16 protein-coding genes are annotated in these 15,497 nt (G+C 68.3%); 7 read left to right on the forward strand and 9 right to left on the reverse strand.

Translation table 11 applies throughout. The features are described 5' to 3' along the window. Positions 1-6: 6 nt before the first annotated feature. From L0C25_RS02070 to L0C25_RS02085, 4 genes are all read left to right on the forward strand, one after another. The gene (locus L0C25_RS02070) at positions 7-513 is read left to right on the forward strand and encodes a DUF6506 family protein (RefSeq protein ID WP_271634717.1); all 507 of its coding nucleotides are present in this window, start codon (positions 7-9) and stop codon (positions 511-513) included. Positions 514-600: 87 nt separating this feature from the next. After that, on the forward strand, positions 601-1,518 hold the full coding sequence (locus L0C25_RS02075; RefSeq protein ID WP_271634718.1) for an LLM class flavin-dependent oxidoreductase: 918 nt from the start codon (positions 601-603) through the stop codon (positions 1,516-1,518). A 27-nt stretch (positions 1,519-1,545) separates the two neighbouring features. Then, positions 1,546-2,241, forward strand: a complete 696-nt coding sequence (locus L0C25_RS02080) for an AraC family transcriptional regulator (protein ID WP_271634720.1) — start codon at positions 1,546-1,548, stop codon at positions 2,239-2,241. 27 nt (positions 2,242-2,268) lie between these two features. Continuing rightward, on the forward strand, positions 2,269-2,832 hold the full coding sequence (locus L0C25_RS02085) for a dihydrofolate reductase family protein (RefSeq protein WP_271634721.1): 564 nt from the start codon (positions 2,269-2,271) through the stop codon (positions 2,830-2,832). Between the two features lie 18 nt (positions 2,833-2,850). On the opposite strand, the gene L0C25_RS02090 is transcribed toward L0C25_RS02085, so the two are convergent. Both L0C25_RS02090 and L0C25_RS02095 read right to left on the reverse strand, forming a co-directional pair. Beyond that, the gene (locus tag L0C25_RS02090; RefSeq protein ID WP_271634722.1) at positions 2,851-3,222 is read right to left on the reverse strand and encodes a hypothetical protein; all 372 of its coding nucleotides are present in this window, start codon (positions 3,220-3,222) and stop codon (positions 2,851-2,853) included. 10 nt (positions 3,223-3,232) lie between these two features. Next, positions 3,233-4,465, reverse strand: coding sequence for a hypothetical protein (locus tag L0C25_RS02095; protein ID WP_271634724.1), 1,233 nt, complete (start codon positions 4,463-4,465; stop codon positions 3,233-3,235). A gap of 165 nt (positions 4,466-4,630) precedes the next feature. Between L0C25_RS02095 and L0C25_RS02100 the strand changes: the two genes are divergently transcribed. Together L0C25_RS02100 and L0C25_RS02105 are read left to right on the forward strand one after the other, a co-directional pair. Next, on the forward strand, positions 4,631-6,190 hold the full coding sequence (locus tag L0C25_RS02100) for a C2 family cysteine protease (protein WP_271634726.1): 1,560 nt from the start codon (positions 4,631-4,633) through the stop codon (positions 6,188-6,190). Positions 6,191-6,343: 153 nt separating this feature from the next. Then, positions 6,344-7,948: an ABC-F family ATP-binding cassette domain-containing protein gene (locus tag L0C25_RS02105; protein ID WP_271634727.1), complete on the forward strand. Its 1,605-nt coding sequence runs from the start codon at positions 6,344-6,346 to the stop codon at positions 7,946-7,948. Positions 7,949-7,971: 23 nt separating this feature from the next. Here the strand turns inward: L0C25_RS02105 and L0C25_RS02110 are convergent, their stop codons facing one another. The 5 genes from L0C25_RS02110 to L0C25_RS02130 all read right to left on the reverse strand — a co-directional run bounded on the left by L0C25_RS02110 (position 7,972) and on the right by L0C25_RS02130 (position 12,045). Beyond that, positions 7,972-8,808, reverse strand: a complete 837-nt coding sequence (locus tag L0C25_RS02110; protein ID WP_271636779.1) for an undecaprenyl-diphosphate phosphatase — start codon at positions 8,806-8,808, stop codon at positions 7,972-7,974. A gap of 143 nt (positions 8,809-8,951) precedes the next feature. Then, on the reverse strand, positions 8,952-9,431 hold the full coding sequence (locus L0C25_RS02115; RefSeq protein ID WP_271634728.1) for a MarR family winged helix-turn-helix transcriptional regulator: 480 nt from the start codon (positions 9,429-9,431) through the stop codon (positions 8,952-8,954). Positions 9,432-9,497: 66 nt separating this feature from the next. Further along, positions 9,498-10,454 carry an electron transfer flavoprotein subunit alpha/FixB family protein gene (locus tag L0C25_RS02120; protein WP_271634729.1) on the reverse strand — a complete coding sequence of 319 codons (957 nt, stop codon included), beginning with the start codon at positions 10,452-10,454 and terminating at the stop codon, positions 9,498-9,500. A 15-nt stretch (positions 10,455-10,469) separates the two neighbouring features. Next, positions 10,470-11,249, reverse strand: a complete 780-nt coding sequence (locus tag L0C25_RS02125; protein WP_271634730.1) for an electron transfer flavoprotein subunit beta/FixA family protein — start codon at positions 11,247-11,249, stop codon at positions 10,470-10,472. Positions 11,250-11,616: 367 nt separating this feature from the next. Beyond that, a complete protein-coding gene (locus tag L0C25_RS02130; protein ID WP_271634731.1) occupies positions 11,617-12,045 on the reverse strand; it encodes a GNAT family N-acetyltransferase in 429 nt (142 codons plus the stop codon). Between the two features lie 36 nt (positions 12,046-12,081). On the opposite strand from L0C25_RS02130, the gene L0C25_RS02135 reads away from it, so the two are divergent. Next, positions 12,082-12,795, forward strand: a complete 714-nt coding sequence (locus L0C25_RS02135; RefSeq protein ID WP_271634732.1) for a class I SAM-dependent methyltransferase — start codon at positions 12,082-12,084, stop codon at positions 12,793-12,795. 3 nt (positions 12,796-12,798) lie between these two features. Here L0C25_RS02135 and L0C25_RS02140 read toward each other — a convergent pair whose 3' ends face one another. Continuing rightward, positions 12,799-13,809 carry an LLM class flavin-dependent oxidoreductase gene (locus L0C25_RS02140; protein WP_271634733.1) on the reverse strand — a complete coding sequence of 337 codons (1,011 nt, stop codon included), beginning with the start codon at positions 13,807-13,809 and terminating at the stop codon, positions 12,799-12,801. Between the two features lie 28 nt (positions 13,810-13,837). After that, positions 13,838-15,472, reverse strand: coding sequence for a methyltransferase domain-containing protein (locus L0C25_RS02145; protein WP_271634734.1), 1,635 nt, complete (start codon positions 15,470-15,472; stop codon positions 13,838-13,840). Positions 15,473-15,497 lie beyond the last annotated feature (25 nt).

The raw sequence follows: 15,497 nt of genomic DNA on the forward strand, positions 1-15,497 counted from the left end.
CGAGACATGACTACACATGTGCTGTTCGAAGGAGCACCGGGCGTCCTGGTCCGAACGGACGAGCTGGTGGTGGAAGGCGTCGGCCGCGCCGAGTTGATCGATGCGGCCCGGCGGGCCGCCCCGGCCGCGGATCGCATCGAGCTGTGCGGCGGCATCGGCGTTGACGATGCCGCGAGCGTGATCGCCGTGGTCGGCGACAGTGCCGACGTGCGGTTGAACCGATACGGGTTCGAATCGCTTGAACAGGTCGCCGCGTACAAGGTCGCGTTCGGCACCGGGGAGGTCGGCGACGCGGCCTTCTTCTACGCCACTGCGCAGTCGACCCCGCTCGTACAGCACGAGGGCGTCATGGTCGCCGGCGTCGCCGACGAGCGCGTCCTCATCGAGCGGACCCGCGAAGCGCAGGCGCGCGGCGCAGGCATCATCGAGCTCTACGGCGGCCTCGGCGCCCGAGCGGCCGCCACCGTACGCCAGGTCACCGACGATGCACTGCCGGTCGGCTTCATCGACTGACGACACGCCGCGTTCGCTCAACGACGACCGATGAGTTCCCCGCCGCCCTGCCGTCTCCCTGCACAGGACCGCGACTGAGGAGGAACCATGGTGAAGATCGGCGCCGCACTGCCCGTTGCAGGCAGCGACATCTCGGCAGAGGGTCTCGCAGCTGTCGCCGAGGGCGCCGAACGCATGGGCCTCGGCAGTGTGTGGACCTACGAACGGCTGCTGCGGCCGACCGAGCCGATACCCATGGGCGGGCCGGGTGGTCCCGTGATGGACCCTCCGCCCGACTGGGCGAACGTCTACGACCCGATCGAGGCGCTGACCTACGTCGCGGCGAAGACCGAACGGATCCTGCTCGGCACCAGTGTTCTCGCCGCGTTGTTCCATGCACCGGTGGTGCTCGCGCGGCGACTCGCCACGCTCGACCACCTCAGCGGAGGTCGGCTGCTTGCCGGTGTCGGCCAGAGCTGGATGGCACAGGAGTTCGCCTCGACCGGCGTACCGATGCGCCGGCGAGGTGCCGGGTTCGAGGAGCATCTGGAGGTGATGCGGGCCGTCTGGGGGTCGAACCCGGTGCACTACGAGGGCCGGTTCTATCAGGTACCCGAATGCGAGATCGGCCCGAAGCCTGTCGGTCCCGACGGGCCGGCAGTGCTGGTCGGCGCGGCCGCTCCGGCGGCCGCCGAGCGGGCCGGCCGGCTCGGCCTCGGACTCGCTCTCGTCGTCTTCTCCTGGGACGCAATGCGCGAGACCGTCTCCACCTTCCGCAATGCCGCCGCGGCCGCAGGCCACGACCCGGATCGGCTGCCGCTGACCGTTCAGGTCAACGGCGCGGTGTCCACCGATCGCGCCGTGGATGACCGAGCACCGCTCACCGGCGCCGTCGAGCAGGTGGCAGACGACCTGGTCGAGCTCGACCGTCTGGGCGTCGACCACGTCTTCTGGGCGATGCTCGACCCCGCCGAACAGCTCGACATCCTGGGCCAGCTCAACGCGGCGTACGCCGGGCGGCGATGACGACCGCCGGCCACGAGGGAGATCCTGATGTTCTTGGAGGTTCACCAGCGACGATCCGACTCGCCGTACGTCGAACGCGTCTGGCACAGCCGCAGCAACGGCGGCGGCCGAATGACCTCGATCGCCTCCACGACGTGGGATCTGGTGTTCTGGGACCTTGCCGGCCAGGCGCATGTCACCGTGCACGGACCCGAGACGCATGCCACCCACCTGGAGGTGCCTGCCGGCGCCACGTTCTTCGGCATCAGCTTCACGCTCGGTACGGCGATGCCGCACCTGCCGCCGACGCGCCTCGTCGACCGCGCGGTCGAAGTCCCGAACGCCACCGCTGCCTCCTTCCCGCTGGCGGGATCCGGCTGGGAACGTCCCGATGACGAGTCCGTCGAGACGTTCGTCGCACGACTCGTCCGTGCGGGCATCGTGATTCGTGACCCGTTCGTCGCGACCCGAGGGGCATCGGTGACCACCACGCTACGTACGATCCAGCGACGGTTCCGTTCAGCGACCGGTCTCACCCCGGGAGCAGTCCGCCAGATCGAACGAGCGCGGCGGGCCGCCGTCCTCCTGCGAGACGGTCGCCATGTCACCGACGTGGTCGACCGGCTCGGGTACTACGACGGGCCGCACCTGCGCCGTTCGCTCACCCGGTTCATCGGCCGCACGCCGGCACTCCTGAAGGACCCCGACCCGGTCGACCAGATGTCGCTTCTGTACACGACCTGACGCACCCGTGGGTCCTAGCGTGCGGTCATGGCACGCAAGCTAGTGAACTCGACATACATCACGCTCGACGGAGTGGTCGAAGGTCCGCATCTGTGGCCGCCGCTGCCGCTCGGGTCTGCAGCGGAGCACGAGGACGTACAGGCCGAGACGCTGAAGACGTGCGACGTCCTGCTGATGGGACGCCGCACGTACGACGTGTTCGCGCCCGTGTGGCCGACCAGGAGCGACCCGTTCGCGACGCGCCTCAACGAGATGCGCAAGGTGGTCGCCTCACGGACGCTGACCGATCCGGAATGGGCGAACACCGAGGTCTTCTCAACCGGCGTCGCAGAGCGGGTGGCCGCGCTGAAGGCGGAGTCGGGCGGCGACATCATCCAGTACGGCGTCGGGTCGGTCACCAGGCTGATGATGGAGCACGGTCTGCTCGACGAGCTCACGCTCTGGGTCTATCCGCAGTTCGTACGAGGGACCGCCGCCGACCTGCTCTTCGAGCCCGACGTCGCCGCAACGCTCGACCTGATCGGCACGCGCGGACTGAGCAACGGCATCGTCGTCCTCCGGTACGCCGTGCGGAGCGCGGACGTCGCCTGAGCGCAGGGCCGGGAGCCCTCACCGTGGGCAGAACGATCCGGAAAGCGCGACCTCCACCTCGTAGTCGGCGTCCTCGGGCGGGTCGGCGAGGTCGGCGACCGCCACGGTGCGCGTCACGGTCCGCGTGGCGTCCGGGCGCCGCACCATCACGTAGACGGTGTCCTTGCTCTCGGGCACGGACCTGACGTATCCGCGCTCACCGGGGTCGAGAACGTCCCCTGCCGGACCGTCATCGGCCGACGCCTTCGAGGAGACGACGTCGACCTCGACCGCCTCACCGCACCGGTTCACTGCGCCGACCTCGGTGTTGTACTGGCAGCCCGCAAGCGAAACGGCACCCACCGCCGTGGCGGCCAGCAACCGAAACGCGAGCGCTGTGCGCACGTGCACCGTCCGATCGTCAGAACACCTTGTCGAGTAGGTCGTCGATGATGCCCTGCGGCTTCTTGTCCGGGTAGTTGTCGCCGACATCGTAGGCACGTTGTTCCCACATGATGTGCTCGTACGCCTCGGAGTGCGACTCTCCCATGGCCCGACGGGTCAGGTAGTCGGTGAGGTACGACCCGTAGAACCCGGCCGCACCGACGTCCTCGATGTCGTACACATGCTGCATCTCATGCGCGACGAGGTCGTCGGGCGGGTCGCCCTCCTCGCTGACTCGGATCGTGTGCCCGGTCGTGATGGCGTCGGCTCCGTCGGGGACCGAGACGCCCGTGAGGCAGGCCGCATCGTCCCCGCAGTACGGACCCTCGCGATAGAGCTCGCCGTCCTCGCCCACGATCCCCTCGACGGCCGAGAGGTCCTCGGTCAGGGCCGTCCCCGTCGCGATGTCCCACAGTGTCTGGCCCGGGTTGGTCACCCTCCGCACCGATGTGTCCCAGCCGTAGACCGCGAGCGTCGAGCCACGGTCCCAGACCTCCTCGCCGGCGCCGCCGACGACGTTCGTGACCGTGTCGAAGCCGCCGGAGACCGCGCCGCCGATGTCGCTGAACAGCCCGCCGCCGTCATCGTCGTCGTCATCTTCTTCTTCGTCGTCATCGTCGTCGTCGGACGAGCCGCCTCCACCGAACAGCCCGAACAGCGTGAGCGACGCCAGCGACTGCGGATTGGTGGCCACATCGAGGATGAACGCCGTGTCGCCCGCGGTGCCGTCCAGGTCGCGCATGAGTGCGGCCTCGCGGAGTCCGAGCACGTATTCGAGCGCCGACCTGGCCGACGCGACGCGGCTCGCGTACAGGTCCTTACGCCCGTCGTCGGAAAGCTCCTCGCCATCGGCGCCCGTCTCGTCGTCACCGACCGGGGCGGCGAAGAAGTCCGCCGCTTTAGCCCGCTCGTAGGTCCGGTTCAGCGAGTCGACGCCGTTGTTGTACGTCGATATAGCGCCGGCGAAGATGCCCAACGCCCCGCCGGCGACCGTCGTCGCGGTCGCCATCTGCTCGGTGCCGGCGTCGACTGGCAGCCGGATGTCCAGCAACGGAGCATCGATCGTGCCTTCGACGTTCGAGGCGGCGACCGTCGTACGGCCGCCGAACAGTCCGCCGAGGCCGCCGAAGGCACCCGTACTCGACAGCAGCGAGTCGCCAAACCCGACGATATCGTCGGGTTTGCCCGGGTAGTGCGAGAACAGGGACACGCCAACTCACTCCCTCGAAGGTCTCGACCCTCGCCGAGGCGAGAGTAACGCGGTGCGGGGTCACCGCGGCGACCGCTCTCGGGGCCCTGTCTGACCCTGTTTCGCAGTATCTTTTCGCCGTTGCCCGGCGACGACGCCGGGCCATGCACACGAGGGAAACCGTCGATGAAGCCGCCGTACGACCCTTACGAGGCGAAGTCCTCGACCGTCCGCTCGTACGCCGACACGCTCGTCACCAAGTCGACGCTCGTCGGCCCGATCAACACCACTGCCTTGCAGAACAAGGCGAAGGCCGCCGAGAACATCACCGGAGAGCTCACCGACAAGCTCGACGAGCCCTTCGCGAACATCGGCGGAGACGCCAAGCAGATAGCCCTCGCGTCGGCGTTCGTCGCCGGGAGCCTGTACGAGTGGGCGACCGCGATAGACACGTTCAACACCGGGATCGACGGCCTCAACGAGCGATGGAACACCCGAAGCACCGGGCCGTCGGGCGGCCTGTCGCCGCCCGAGGCCGAGGCGCAGCTGATCCGGACACTCAACACCGACTGGGGGACGTTCGACGCGGCGATCGACGGTTCGGCGGCGACTCTCAAGACCGAGCTCGACAAGGGTCCCGACGCAGAGAGCGTGCTCGCGTACTTCGCGAACGGCACGCTTCCGGAGTCGGCACTCCCGCTGCTCACCGCGCTCGGCATCGACCCGCAGAAGGTGAAGAGCGTCCTTGCCGACCTTCGAACCTTCATCAAGGAGAGCAAGGACGGAAACTACACATCGCAGGATCGGATGGATGCGTGGTCCGGCCTGCTGGAGACCATCAAGGGGATGGATCCCAGCGCAGCGGCAGTGATCCTCGGGGCGCTCAGTGACGACGAGCTGAAAGACCTCGGCGAGCAGGTGGGTGGCGTCTCGGAGCAGCACATGGCCTCGGGAACCGACCTCTACAGCTTCCTCCTCGCCGGGGCCACCGCGGAGCAGATCCAGCGACTCAAGGACATCTGGGACCTGAACCCGAAGGGCGGCGAGAACTGGGGCGTGCCGACGGAGAGCCTGTTCAACCCGCCGTACGTCGGCAACGACGGCACGACCATCGGGGCCGCACAAGGCAGCTTCGACGACTGCTGGATGTTCGCGAAGCTCAATGCGATCGTCGAGGCGGACCCCAACTGGCCGCAGCAGCACGTACGCGACAACGGCAACGGCACTGTGTCGGTGCAGTTCTACGACGGTGACGGAAACCCGTACTGGGTGACGGTCACCGACGAGCTGCCCTCGAACGGCGCCGACCCCGGGGGCGTCAACGAGTCGACCTGGGCCGCTTATTACGAGAAGGCGATGGCCGCCGATGACCACGGCGCCGACGGCATCCTCGGCGGCGACGGGTACGACGGGCTGACCGCCGGGTTCTCCGACAGCGCGGACGAGTACATGACCGGCGAGGAGTCAAACAACCTCGTGCAGGGGCACTGGCCGTGGTCGGACGATCCGTACGGGGACGTGAAGGACGCCATCGACGACGGCAAGGGCGTCGTCGTCGGCAACTGGGGCAACCAGATGTTCGACGGTGGCGACGACGACATGCAGACGTTCCACGTCTACTACGTCAAGGACATCTTGCCCAACGGCGATGTCGTGCTCGGCAACCCGTGGGGTCACTCCGACGTCACGCTGTCCGAGGGCGAGTTCAATGACTACGCCGAGGACGTCTCGATCGTCAACCAGTAGCGTTTGCGGTCGGCGTCACATGGAATACCCGTTGCACGAGTTGTCGTGGTCGCCGTAGGCTCGTTCCCGAGATGAAGAACTGACACCGCACTGACCCACGGCCGAGGCTGCATGCCCGGTGGGTCTCCTCCTTTCACAGGAACCGGTGTCTGCATGTATTCCTCGCTCTCTCCCCTCATCGCGCGCGACATCACCGTCGCCTACGGCGAACGCGTCGTCCTCGACGGCGTCGACCTCGTCGCGTCGCCGGGCCAGCGCATCGGCCTGGTCGGCGAGAACGGTGCCGGCAAGTCGACGCTGCTCCGCGTACTCGCGGGCGAGCTGAAACCCGGTGGCGGCTCGGTCAGCGCACCGGCCGATCTCGCGTACCTTCCCCAAGAGCCTCCGTTCGAGGAGTCCGAGACGGTCGGCGACCTGATGTCGGCGGCACTCGCGCCGCTGCATGCCGCCGTCGCGTCCGTCGAGGACCTCGGCGCCCGGATGGGCGACGATCCCGCCGTTGGCGAGCGATTCTCCCGCGTCCTCGAATGGGCCGAGCTGCACGACGCCTGGGACGCCGACCGGCGTGCCCGGCTCGCGGCGCAACGGCTCGGCGTCGCCGACATCGGCCACGACCGGCGGATCGGTTCGCTGTCGGGTGGGCAGCGTACCCGCCTCGCGATGACCGCGATCATCACTCGCCGACCCGAGTGCGTGCTGCTCGACGAGCCGACGAACCATCTCGACGACGCGGCGATGGAGCTCCTCGAGGAGTTCGTCACGGGCCTGCCCGGCATGGTCGTCGCGGCGAGCCACGACCGCACGTTCCTCGACGTCGCGTGCACCGACATCGTCGACCTCGACCCGTCGGCGTTCGGAACCGACGGCCGCGGCGGCAACCGCTTCGGCGGTGGCTACACCGAATATCTCGAGGCGAAGGAGCAGTCGCGACGTCGTTGGGAGGAGACGTACGTCGAGCAGCAGGCCGAGCTCGACGAGCTGCGTAGCGCAACCCGGGCGGGAACGTCGTCGATCGCGCACGGCCGCGGCCCGAGGGACAACGACAAGTTCATCCACAAGTTCAAGGGCGCGAACGTCGAACGCACACTCGCACGCCGACTGCGCAACGCCGAGCAGCGGCTGGAGCGCGCCGAACGCGAGCAGGTACGCAAGCCCCCCGCCAGGCTTGCGTTCCGTGGAGCACTGACGGGGGCGCCGAGGACGGCGCAGGTCGCGGTACGAATCCGCGCCCTCGACGTCGCCGCGCGGGTACGCGTCGACGACCTGGACGTCGCGACAGGCGGCCGGCTGCTCGTCACCGGGCACAACGGCTCCGGCAAGTCGACCCTGCTGGCCGCTATCGCCGGGCAGGTCACACCGACGCACGGCACCGTCGACGTCTCTGCTCGTCGGGTCGGGCTACTCGTACAGGACGTGCGTTTCGACGATCCGAGCCGCTCGGCGTTGGAGACGTATGCCGCCGCGCTGGACGACGATGCGGATGTCCCGTCGTTGAGCAGTCTCGGCCTCGTGCACCCGCGCGACGTGGCCAAGCCGGTCGGCGAGCTGAGCGTCGGCCAGCGCCGGCGACTCGCGCTCGCCGTATTGATCGCCGGCTCTCCCGACCTGCTGCTTCTCGACGAGCCGACCAACCACATCTCGCTGTCGCTCGCATCCGAGCTGGAGGAAGCGCTGGAGTCGTCGCCGGGAACCATCATCGTGGCATCCCACGACCGGTGGCTGCGAAAGCGGTGGGACGGGCCGGCGTACGCCCTCTGACTCGGAGTCGGACGCGGACGCGCCTACGTCGCCGACATGACGCCGGTGCCGACGAGCAGCAGCACGAACGTGCCGAGGATCACGCGATAGATGATGAAGACGCTGTAGTCGTGCCGGGCGATGAACCGAAGCAGCCAGGCGACGGCGCCGTACGCGACGATGAAGCTGACGACGGTTGCCGTGATCGTCGGAGCCCAGCCGACGCCGTTCGAAATGTTGTCGAATTCGGTGATGGTCTGCAGCACCGCCGCGGCACCGAGCGCGGGGATCGACAGGAAGAACGACAGGCGGGTGACGGTCACCCGGTCGATGCCTCGAAGCAGACCGGCCGACATCGTCGCGCCGGACCGCGAGACGCCGGGGATCAAGGCGAGGCACTGGGTGATGCCGATGATCAGGGTGTCCTTCCACGTCACGTCGTCCTCGTGCCGATCGAGGCTCGCGTGCCGGTCGGCGTACCACATGACGGCGCTCCAGGCGATCAGCATCGACCCCACGAACCACAGGCTGCGCAACGTCGTCTCGATCTGGTCCTTGAACACGAGACCGACGATGCCGATCGGGATCGAACCGAGTACGACGGCCCAGCCGAACTTGTAGTCGCGATCGGCGCGGTGGTTGCCGGCGAACAGACCACGCAACCAGGCGACGCCGATCCGCCAGATGTCCTTTCGCAAGAAGACGACCGTCGCGATGACAGCACCGACCTGGATGATCGCGGTGAACGCCGTGACGTCCGGGTCGTCGATCCCGTACCCGAGCATCTTCTCCAGGATGGTGAGGTGTCCGGTACTGGAGATCGGCAGGAACTCCGTGACGCCCTCGACGGCACCCAACAAGATCGCTTGCCAGATCGGCATGTCGACAGCCTGCACGTACGCGCTCCTTAGCCTGCGTTGTCAAGAACAGTGGATTCGACGGTCCATTGTGCTGGTACGCACAAGCCGATGCGCGAGACGGTGGTACGAACGTGTGGTTCGGGGTGTGGTACCGCGGTCGTAGCTCAGCGGGTCGCGACGTTTCGCTTGTCGGGGTCGAGCCTGCAGAGCACGTCGGCGGCGATCTGCTCGAGCTGGCGTACCTGCTCGGGCGACAGCGCGTCGAACACGACATTGCGCACGTGCTCGACGTGTCCGGGCGCGGTGTCGACGATCTTCGCGTGACCGGCCTCGGTGAGCCGCGCCATCGTCACCCGCCGATCATCGGCGGACGGCTCGCGTACGACCCAGTCGTTGCACTCGAGCCGGGCGACGACGTGCGACAGCCGCGAGAGCGACGCGTTGGTGTACGACGCAAGCGTGCTCATCGGGAGCGTACGACCCTCGGACTCCGACAGCATCGCGAGCACGAGGTAGCCGAAGTGGGTGAGCCCGGCGTCGCGCGAGAGCTGGTTGTCGAGAGCGGACGGGAGGAGCAGCGTGACGGCGACGAGCCGGATCCAGGCGTCGTGCTCCTCGGCATTGAGCCAACGGGGTTCGGTCACGCGACCAGTGTACCGCTTGCTTGATACTTCAACCAATTCTCGCGGACAACACCGACCAACAGCTGGTCAGCCCTTGCGCTTGGTGACCTCGTCGGTCGCCTGCGGCAGTACGGCCTTGAGGTCGCCGACGACTCCGAAGTCGACGAGCTCGAAGATCGGCGCCTCGTCGTCCTTGTTGACCGCGACGATCGTCTTCGACGTCTGCATGCCGGCGCGGTGCTGGATCGCACCGGAGATGCCGTTCGCGACGTACAGCTGCGGCGAGACCGTCTTACCGGTCTGGCCGACCTGGAACGCGTGCGGCATCCAGCCGGAGTCGACCGCCGCGCGCGACGCGCCGACCGCGGCGCCGAGGCTGTCGGCGAACGCCTCCACCTGCGAGAAGTCACCGGACGTGCCACGGCCACCGGAGACGACGATCGCGGCCTCCGTCAGCTCCGGGCGGCCGGTCTTCTCGCGCGGCTTGGAATCGGTGATTTTCGCGGACTTCGCACCGGCGGAGATCTCGACCGAGACCGACTCGACGGCACCGGCACCCGCCGCCTGCTCGGGCGCAACGGAGTTCGGCTTGACCGCGACGATCGGCGTACCCTTCGTCACCGTCGCCGACACCGTGAAGTTGCCGGCGAAAGCCGACTGCGTCGTCGCGACACCGTCGCCCGACGCCTCGACGTCGACCGCGTCGGTGATCAGGCCGGAGTCGGTACGGATCGCGAGGCGACCGCCGATCTCCTTGCCCTCGGTGGTCGCGGGAAGCAACACGGCCGCCGGCGACTTCTCGGCCACCAGCGCCGACAGCGCCTCGGCCTTCGGGGCGACGAGATACTCGCTCAACGAGGCATCGTCGAGCACGTAGATCTTCTCGGCGCCGAAGGAGGCGAGCGTCTCCTTGGCGGCGTCGACAGCACTGCCGACGAACACCGCGGACGGCTCGCCGAGACGACGGGCCAGCGTGAGCAGCTCGGTGGTGGGCTTGGTAACGGCGCCGTCGACGTGGTCGACGTAGACCAGGACTTCACTCATCTGTCGCGCTCCTTCTCAGACGAACTTCTTCGACGCGAGGAACTCGACGAGCTTGATGCCGCCGTCGCCCTCGTCGGTCACGATCTCGCCGGCAGTACGCGGCGGGCGCGGCTCGAACGACGCAACCTTCGTGTATGCCGCGCCGAGCCCTACCTGGCCCGCGTCGACGCCGAGGTCGGAAAGACCCCACGACTCGACCGGCTTCTTCTTCGCCGCCATGATGCCCTTGAACGACGGGTACCGCGGCTCGTTGATCTGGTCGGTGACACTCACCACGAGGTTGCCGGTGGCCTCGATGGTCTCCGAGGCCGCATCGCCGTCGCGGCGGATCGTCACCTTGTCACCGTCGACCCTGACCTCGCTCGCGTACGTCACCGCGGGTACGCCGAGCCGCTCGGCGACCATCTGCGGGACGACACCCATCGTGCCGTCGGTCGACGCCATGCCGCACAGCACCAGGTCATGGTCGATCTTCTTGATCGCCTCGGCGAGCACCAACGACGTCGCGATCGCATCGGACCCCGCGATCGCATCGTCGGTGACATGCACGGCCTTGTGCGCGCCCATCTGCAATGCCTTGCGTACTGCATCTGCCGCGTCCGACGGGCCGACGGTCAACACCGTCACCTCACCATCGGACGCCTCGACGATCTTCAGCGCTTCCTCGACCGCGTACTCGTCCAGCTCCGACAGGAGCCCGTCGACACCAACCCGGTCAACGGTGTTGTCGGACGAATCGAACGTACGGTCTGCCGTGGCATCAGGCACGTACTTCACACAGACGACAATGTTCATGGCCCTACGGCCCCTCCTGTGCATGTCACCGGCCGGATCGTGCGGATACAAGTGACCGGCGTTGATGGCTGTGGGATCGAAGGTCAGCCTGCCACTCGTCTGCGGTCGGCGATGCAGCGGCCCTCGAACTCTCCTGGCGAACGCAACGTTACGCGGCGGTAGCAATGACCGCGACAGGTCGACGGCATGGCATCCGTCACAGCGCGGTTTCGCGAGCCTTCGATTGGCGCCTCCGGTTGCCGCGCAGACGACGACCACGCGGAGGTCCGCCGTGGGTGCCCGTAGCTTCGCGAGTGGCGCAAGTCCGTTGCTCAGACGGCATTTCAGCAACGAACATGCGCCACTCGCGGACGGACGTAGCGCCAGATCAGCCCTTCCGGCTGGGCCGCTCCAGGTACGTCTCGTCCGGCTTCGCGAAACCGAACTGCGCATACAACCCGTGTGCGTCGTCGGTGTGCAGCGTCCAACGCATGTCCGCGCCGGGGCCGGCGTCGATCATCACGCGTACGAGCTCCTTGCCGAGCCCGTTTCCGCGTGCGATCGGCAGCACGTACACGTCGGCAAGGTAGGCGAACGAGACGCCGTCCGAGATCGCACGGGCGTACCCGACCATCGCGCCGGAGTCCGGTGCGTAGACACCGACGATGCGCCATGCGTTCCAGAGCTGCGTCTCGATGTCGGTGCGCGTACGCCACCGGGCCCAGTACACCGATGTCGACAGGAACTCCCAGAGCGCATCACGGTCGACCCTCGATCGGTCGTCGTCCAGGTCATAGTTGCGATAGGTGACGATCACCGTCCCATCATCGCGAACGCCCGATACGCTCCGCACGTGGATTTCGAGCCCATGGTCATCACCGGCGAACGCACCGTGCCCGGCATCTGGCATGAGAACTACTGGTTCCGGCGGCACCAGGTCGTATACGCGGCGCTGACCGATGCCGTCGCGGGCCGGCGCGTACTCGAGGCCGGATGCGGTGAAGGGTACGGCGCATCGATGCTCGCCGAGCACGCGGCGAGCGTCTGCGCGCTCGACTACGACGCGTACACCGTCGAGCACGTAGGCGGCTCGTACCCGGCGCTCGACGTGGTGCGCGCGAACCTGGTCTCGCTCCCGTTCGCCGACGCGTCGTTCGACACCGTGGTCAGCCTGCAGACCGTCGAGCACCTGTGGGACCAGGATGCGTTCGTCGCCGAGTGCGTACGCGTACTGCGGCCCGGCGGCTCGTTGACTCTGAGCACCCCGAACACCCTGACGTTCCCGCCCGGGAATCCGTACCACCCGCACGAGCTCACTCCCGACGAGCTCCGCGCGCTCGTCTCCCGCGGTGCAACGGTCACGTCGATGGTGGGCCTCCGCCATGGGCCCGCGCTGGCGACGTGGGAGGCCGAGCACGGCTCGATCGTGGACGCCCAGCTCGCATCGGACTACGACGTCTGGCCCGCCCACGTACGCGAGCGGGTGCGCGCCGTCACCTGCGCCGACTTCGCGCTCGAGCGGCCGAGCGACGACTGCCTCGACCTCGTCGTCACGGCAACCGCGTGAGCCCTACAGGCCGTACGACCGCGCGACGAGCTCGTACGAACGCCGCCGCTCCGCCGGGTCGTGCACCTGGGTGGTGATGATCAACTCGTCGGCGTCGGCAGCCTTCCGCCGCCGCTCGAGATCGTCGCGCACCTCGTCGGCCGTGCCGATGCTGATGAACCCGCGACGCTTCGCGGCGAGCGCCCGCTCCTGATCGGTCCACGGATGCGCGGCGGCCTCCTCCGGCGTCGGCAGCGGACCGGGGCGGTTCTGCATCAGCCGGACCATCGAGAGGTCGTTGACGAGCGCGAGCTCCTCGGCACGCTGCTGCGTGTCCGCCGCGATCGCGGCGACGCCTAGCATCACGCGCGGCTCGGACAGGCGATCCGACGGGCGGAAGCCCGAGCGGTATCCCGCGACGGCCTCGGCAGGATCCGCGCTACCGAAGTGGCCCGCGAACGCGAACGCGGTGCCGAACGCCGCGGCCGCCTGACCGCCGTACAGGCTCGAACCGAGGATCCAGACCGGCGGTAGGGGTACGTCATCGGGGATCGCCTTGATCGGCGCGAACGGATGGTCGTCGGGAAACCCGTCGACGTACGCGAGCAGCTCGCGATATTGGTCGGGGAAGTCGTCGGCAGTGAGCGCCTCTCGGCTGCGCCGCAGCGCGATCGCAGTGAGCTGGTCGGTGCCGGGCGCACGTCCGAGCCCCAGGTCGATGCGCCCGGGATGCAGAGCCTCGAGCACCCGGAACGTCTCGGCCACCTGCAGCGGCGCGTGGTTCGGCAACATGATGCCGCCTGCGCCGACCCGGATGCGCGACGTCGCGGCGGCGACGGACGCGATCATCACCGGTGGCGCGGAGCTCGCGACGCTGTCGATGTTGTGGTGCTCGGCCAGCCAGTAGCGCGCGAAACCGAGCTCGTCGGCGTGCCGAGCGAGCTCGATGGTGTCGTGAAGGGCGGCGGCGCCGCCGCGACCGCTGCCGATCGGCGAGAGGTCGAGGACGGAGAGGGAAACAGTCGATTCGGGCACGACACGTGCAACACGCGCTCCCGCTCGTCTATTTCTCCGCCCGGTCCGGCTTCGGCGCGCGCCCCTCCCGCTTCGCCGCCTCGATCTCCGCGAGGTACACGCGGGTCTTCTCCGCCTCCGCGTACGCGACCCGGCGGTCCTTGATCACCCTCCCCGGCACGCCCCCGACGATGGAGTAGTCGGGGTACGTGCCGCGCGCGACCGTGTGGGCGGCGAGCACGCTGCCCTTGCCCACCACGGTGCCGCGCAGCACGCTCACCTTCGTACCGAGCCACGACCCCGGCCCGATGCGCACGGGTGCCTTGACGATGCCCTGGTCCTTGATCGGTACGTCGAGCGCGTCCGTGACGTGGTCGAAGTCGCAGATGTACACCCAGTCGGCGACCAGCGTCGCAGCGCCGATCTCGATGTCGAGATAGCAGTTGACGACGTTGTCGCTGCCGAGGACGACCTTCTCCCCCAGCCGGAGGGTGCCCTCGTGCGCGCGGAGCTTGTTGCCGTCGCCGATGTGCGTCCACGCGCCGATCACCAGCCGCCCGAACCCGCGGCGTACCTCGACGTCGACGCGCTTGCCCAGGAACACGAAGCCCTCGGTCACCACGTCGGGGTGACGCACCTTGAAGACCAGGAACCGCCAGTAGCGCACCAGGTAGTACGGCGTCCACGCCCGATGGCGGATCACCCACCGCAGCACGCCGAACCCGCTCACCGTGGCTTGAGCGCCGAGACGGACACGTTGTAGTAGAGACCGGCGGGTACGACCCGGTCGAGCGCCCGGTCGAGCACCGACAGCCGCAGCCATGACCGGAAGACGAAGCTCGACCAGCGCGGGCCGAGTCGCCCTGCGGCCACGGCGTACTCGAGCGTGCGCGCGGGCCATCCCCACCACGCGGCGGTGAGCTCTTCGGTCACGGTCTCGACGCCGACTCCCCCAGCGCGCAGGACCGTACGCGCGAGCTCGTCCGGCTTGAACGTGTGCAGGTCGACGACCCACTCCAGCGCCGCCGCACGTGACGACCCGTCGAGCTCCTCCTGGGGGGCGCGCCCAGCGTTCACGCAACCACGGCAGCCTCGTGACGTTCGTGGCCGCGATCCAGGTCGCATGCGACAGCCGGCGCGCGACCACGTCGCCGTAGCGGGTCGGCTCGCCGCAGATCACGACCCGGCCGCCGGGTCGCAGCACGCGGAACATCTCGCGGAAGGCCTGCTCGACGTCGGGGATGTGGTGGATCACCGCGTGCCCGATCACCACGTCGAAGGTGTCGTCGTCGTACGGGAGCGCCTCGGCGTCGGCGGGCCGGCCGTCGATCGCGAACCCGAGATGCTCGGCGTTTCGCTTCGCGGCCTCGACCATGCCCGGCGAGATATCGGTGACGTGCACCTCGTCGACCACGCCGGCGAGCTTCAGGTTGAGGCTGAAGAATCCGGTGCCGCAGCCGATCTCGAGGCTCTTGGCGTACGGCCAGCCGTGCTCGCCGGCGACCGCGACGAAGCGGTCACGCGCGTAGTCGATGCACCGGTCGTCGAAGGAGATCGACCACTTGTCGTCGTACGACTGCGCTTCCCAGTCGTGGTACAGGACCTGGGCGAGCTTCGTGTCCTCGTACGCCGCCTCGACCTCGGCGGTGCTGGCGTGCGGGTGGGGCGCGGTTTCGGTGTCCACGGCCAGTCAGCCTATGTCACGGGGT

This window comes from Solicola gregarius (assembly GCF_025790165.1).
In the GTDB taxonomy this organism is placed as follows: Bacteria; Actinomycetota; Actinomycetes; order Propionibacteriales; family Nocardioidaceae; genus Solicola; species Solicola gregarius.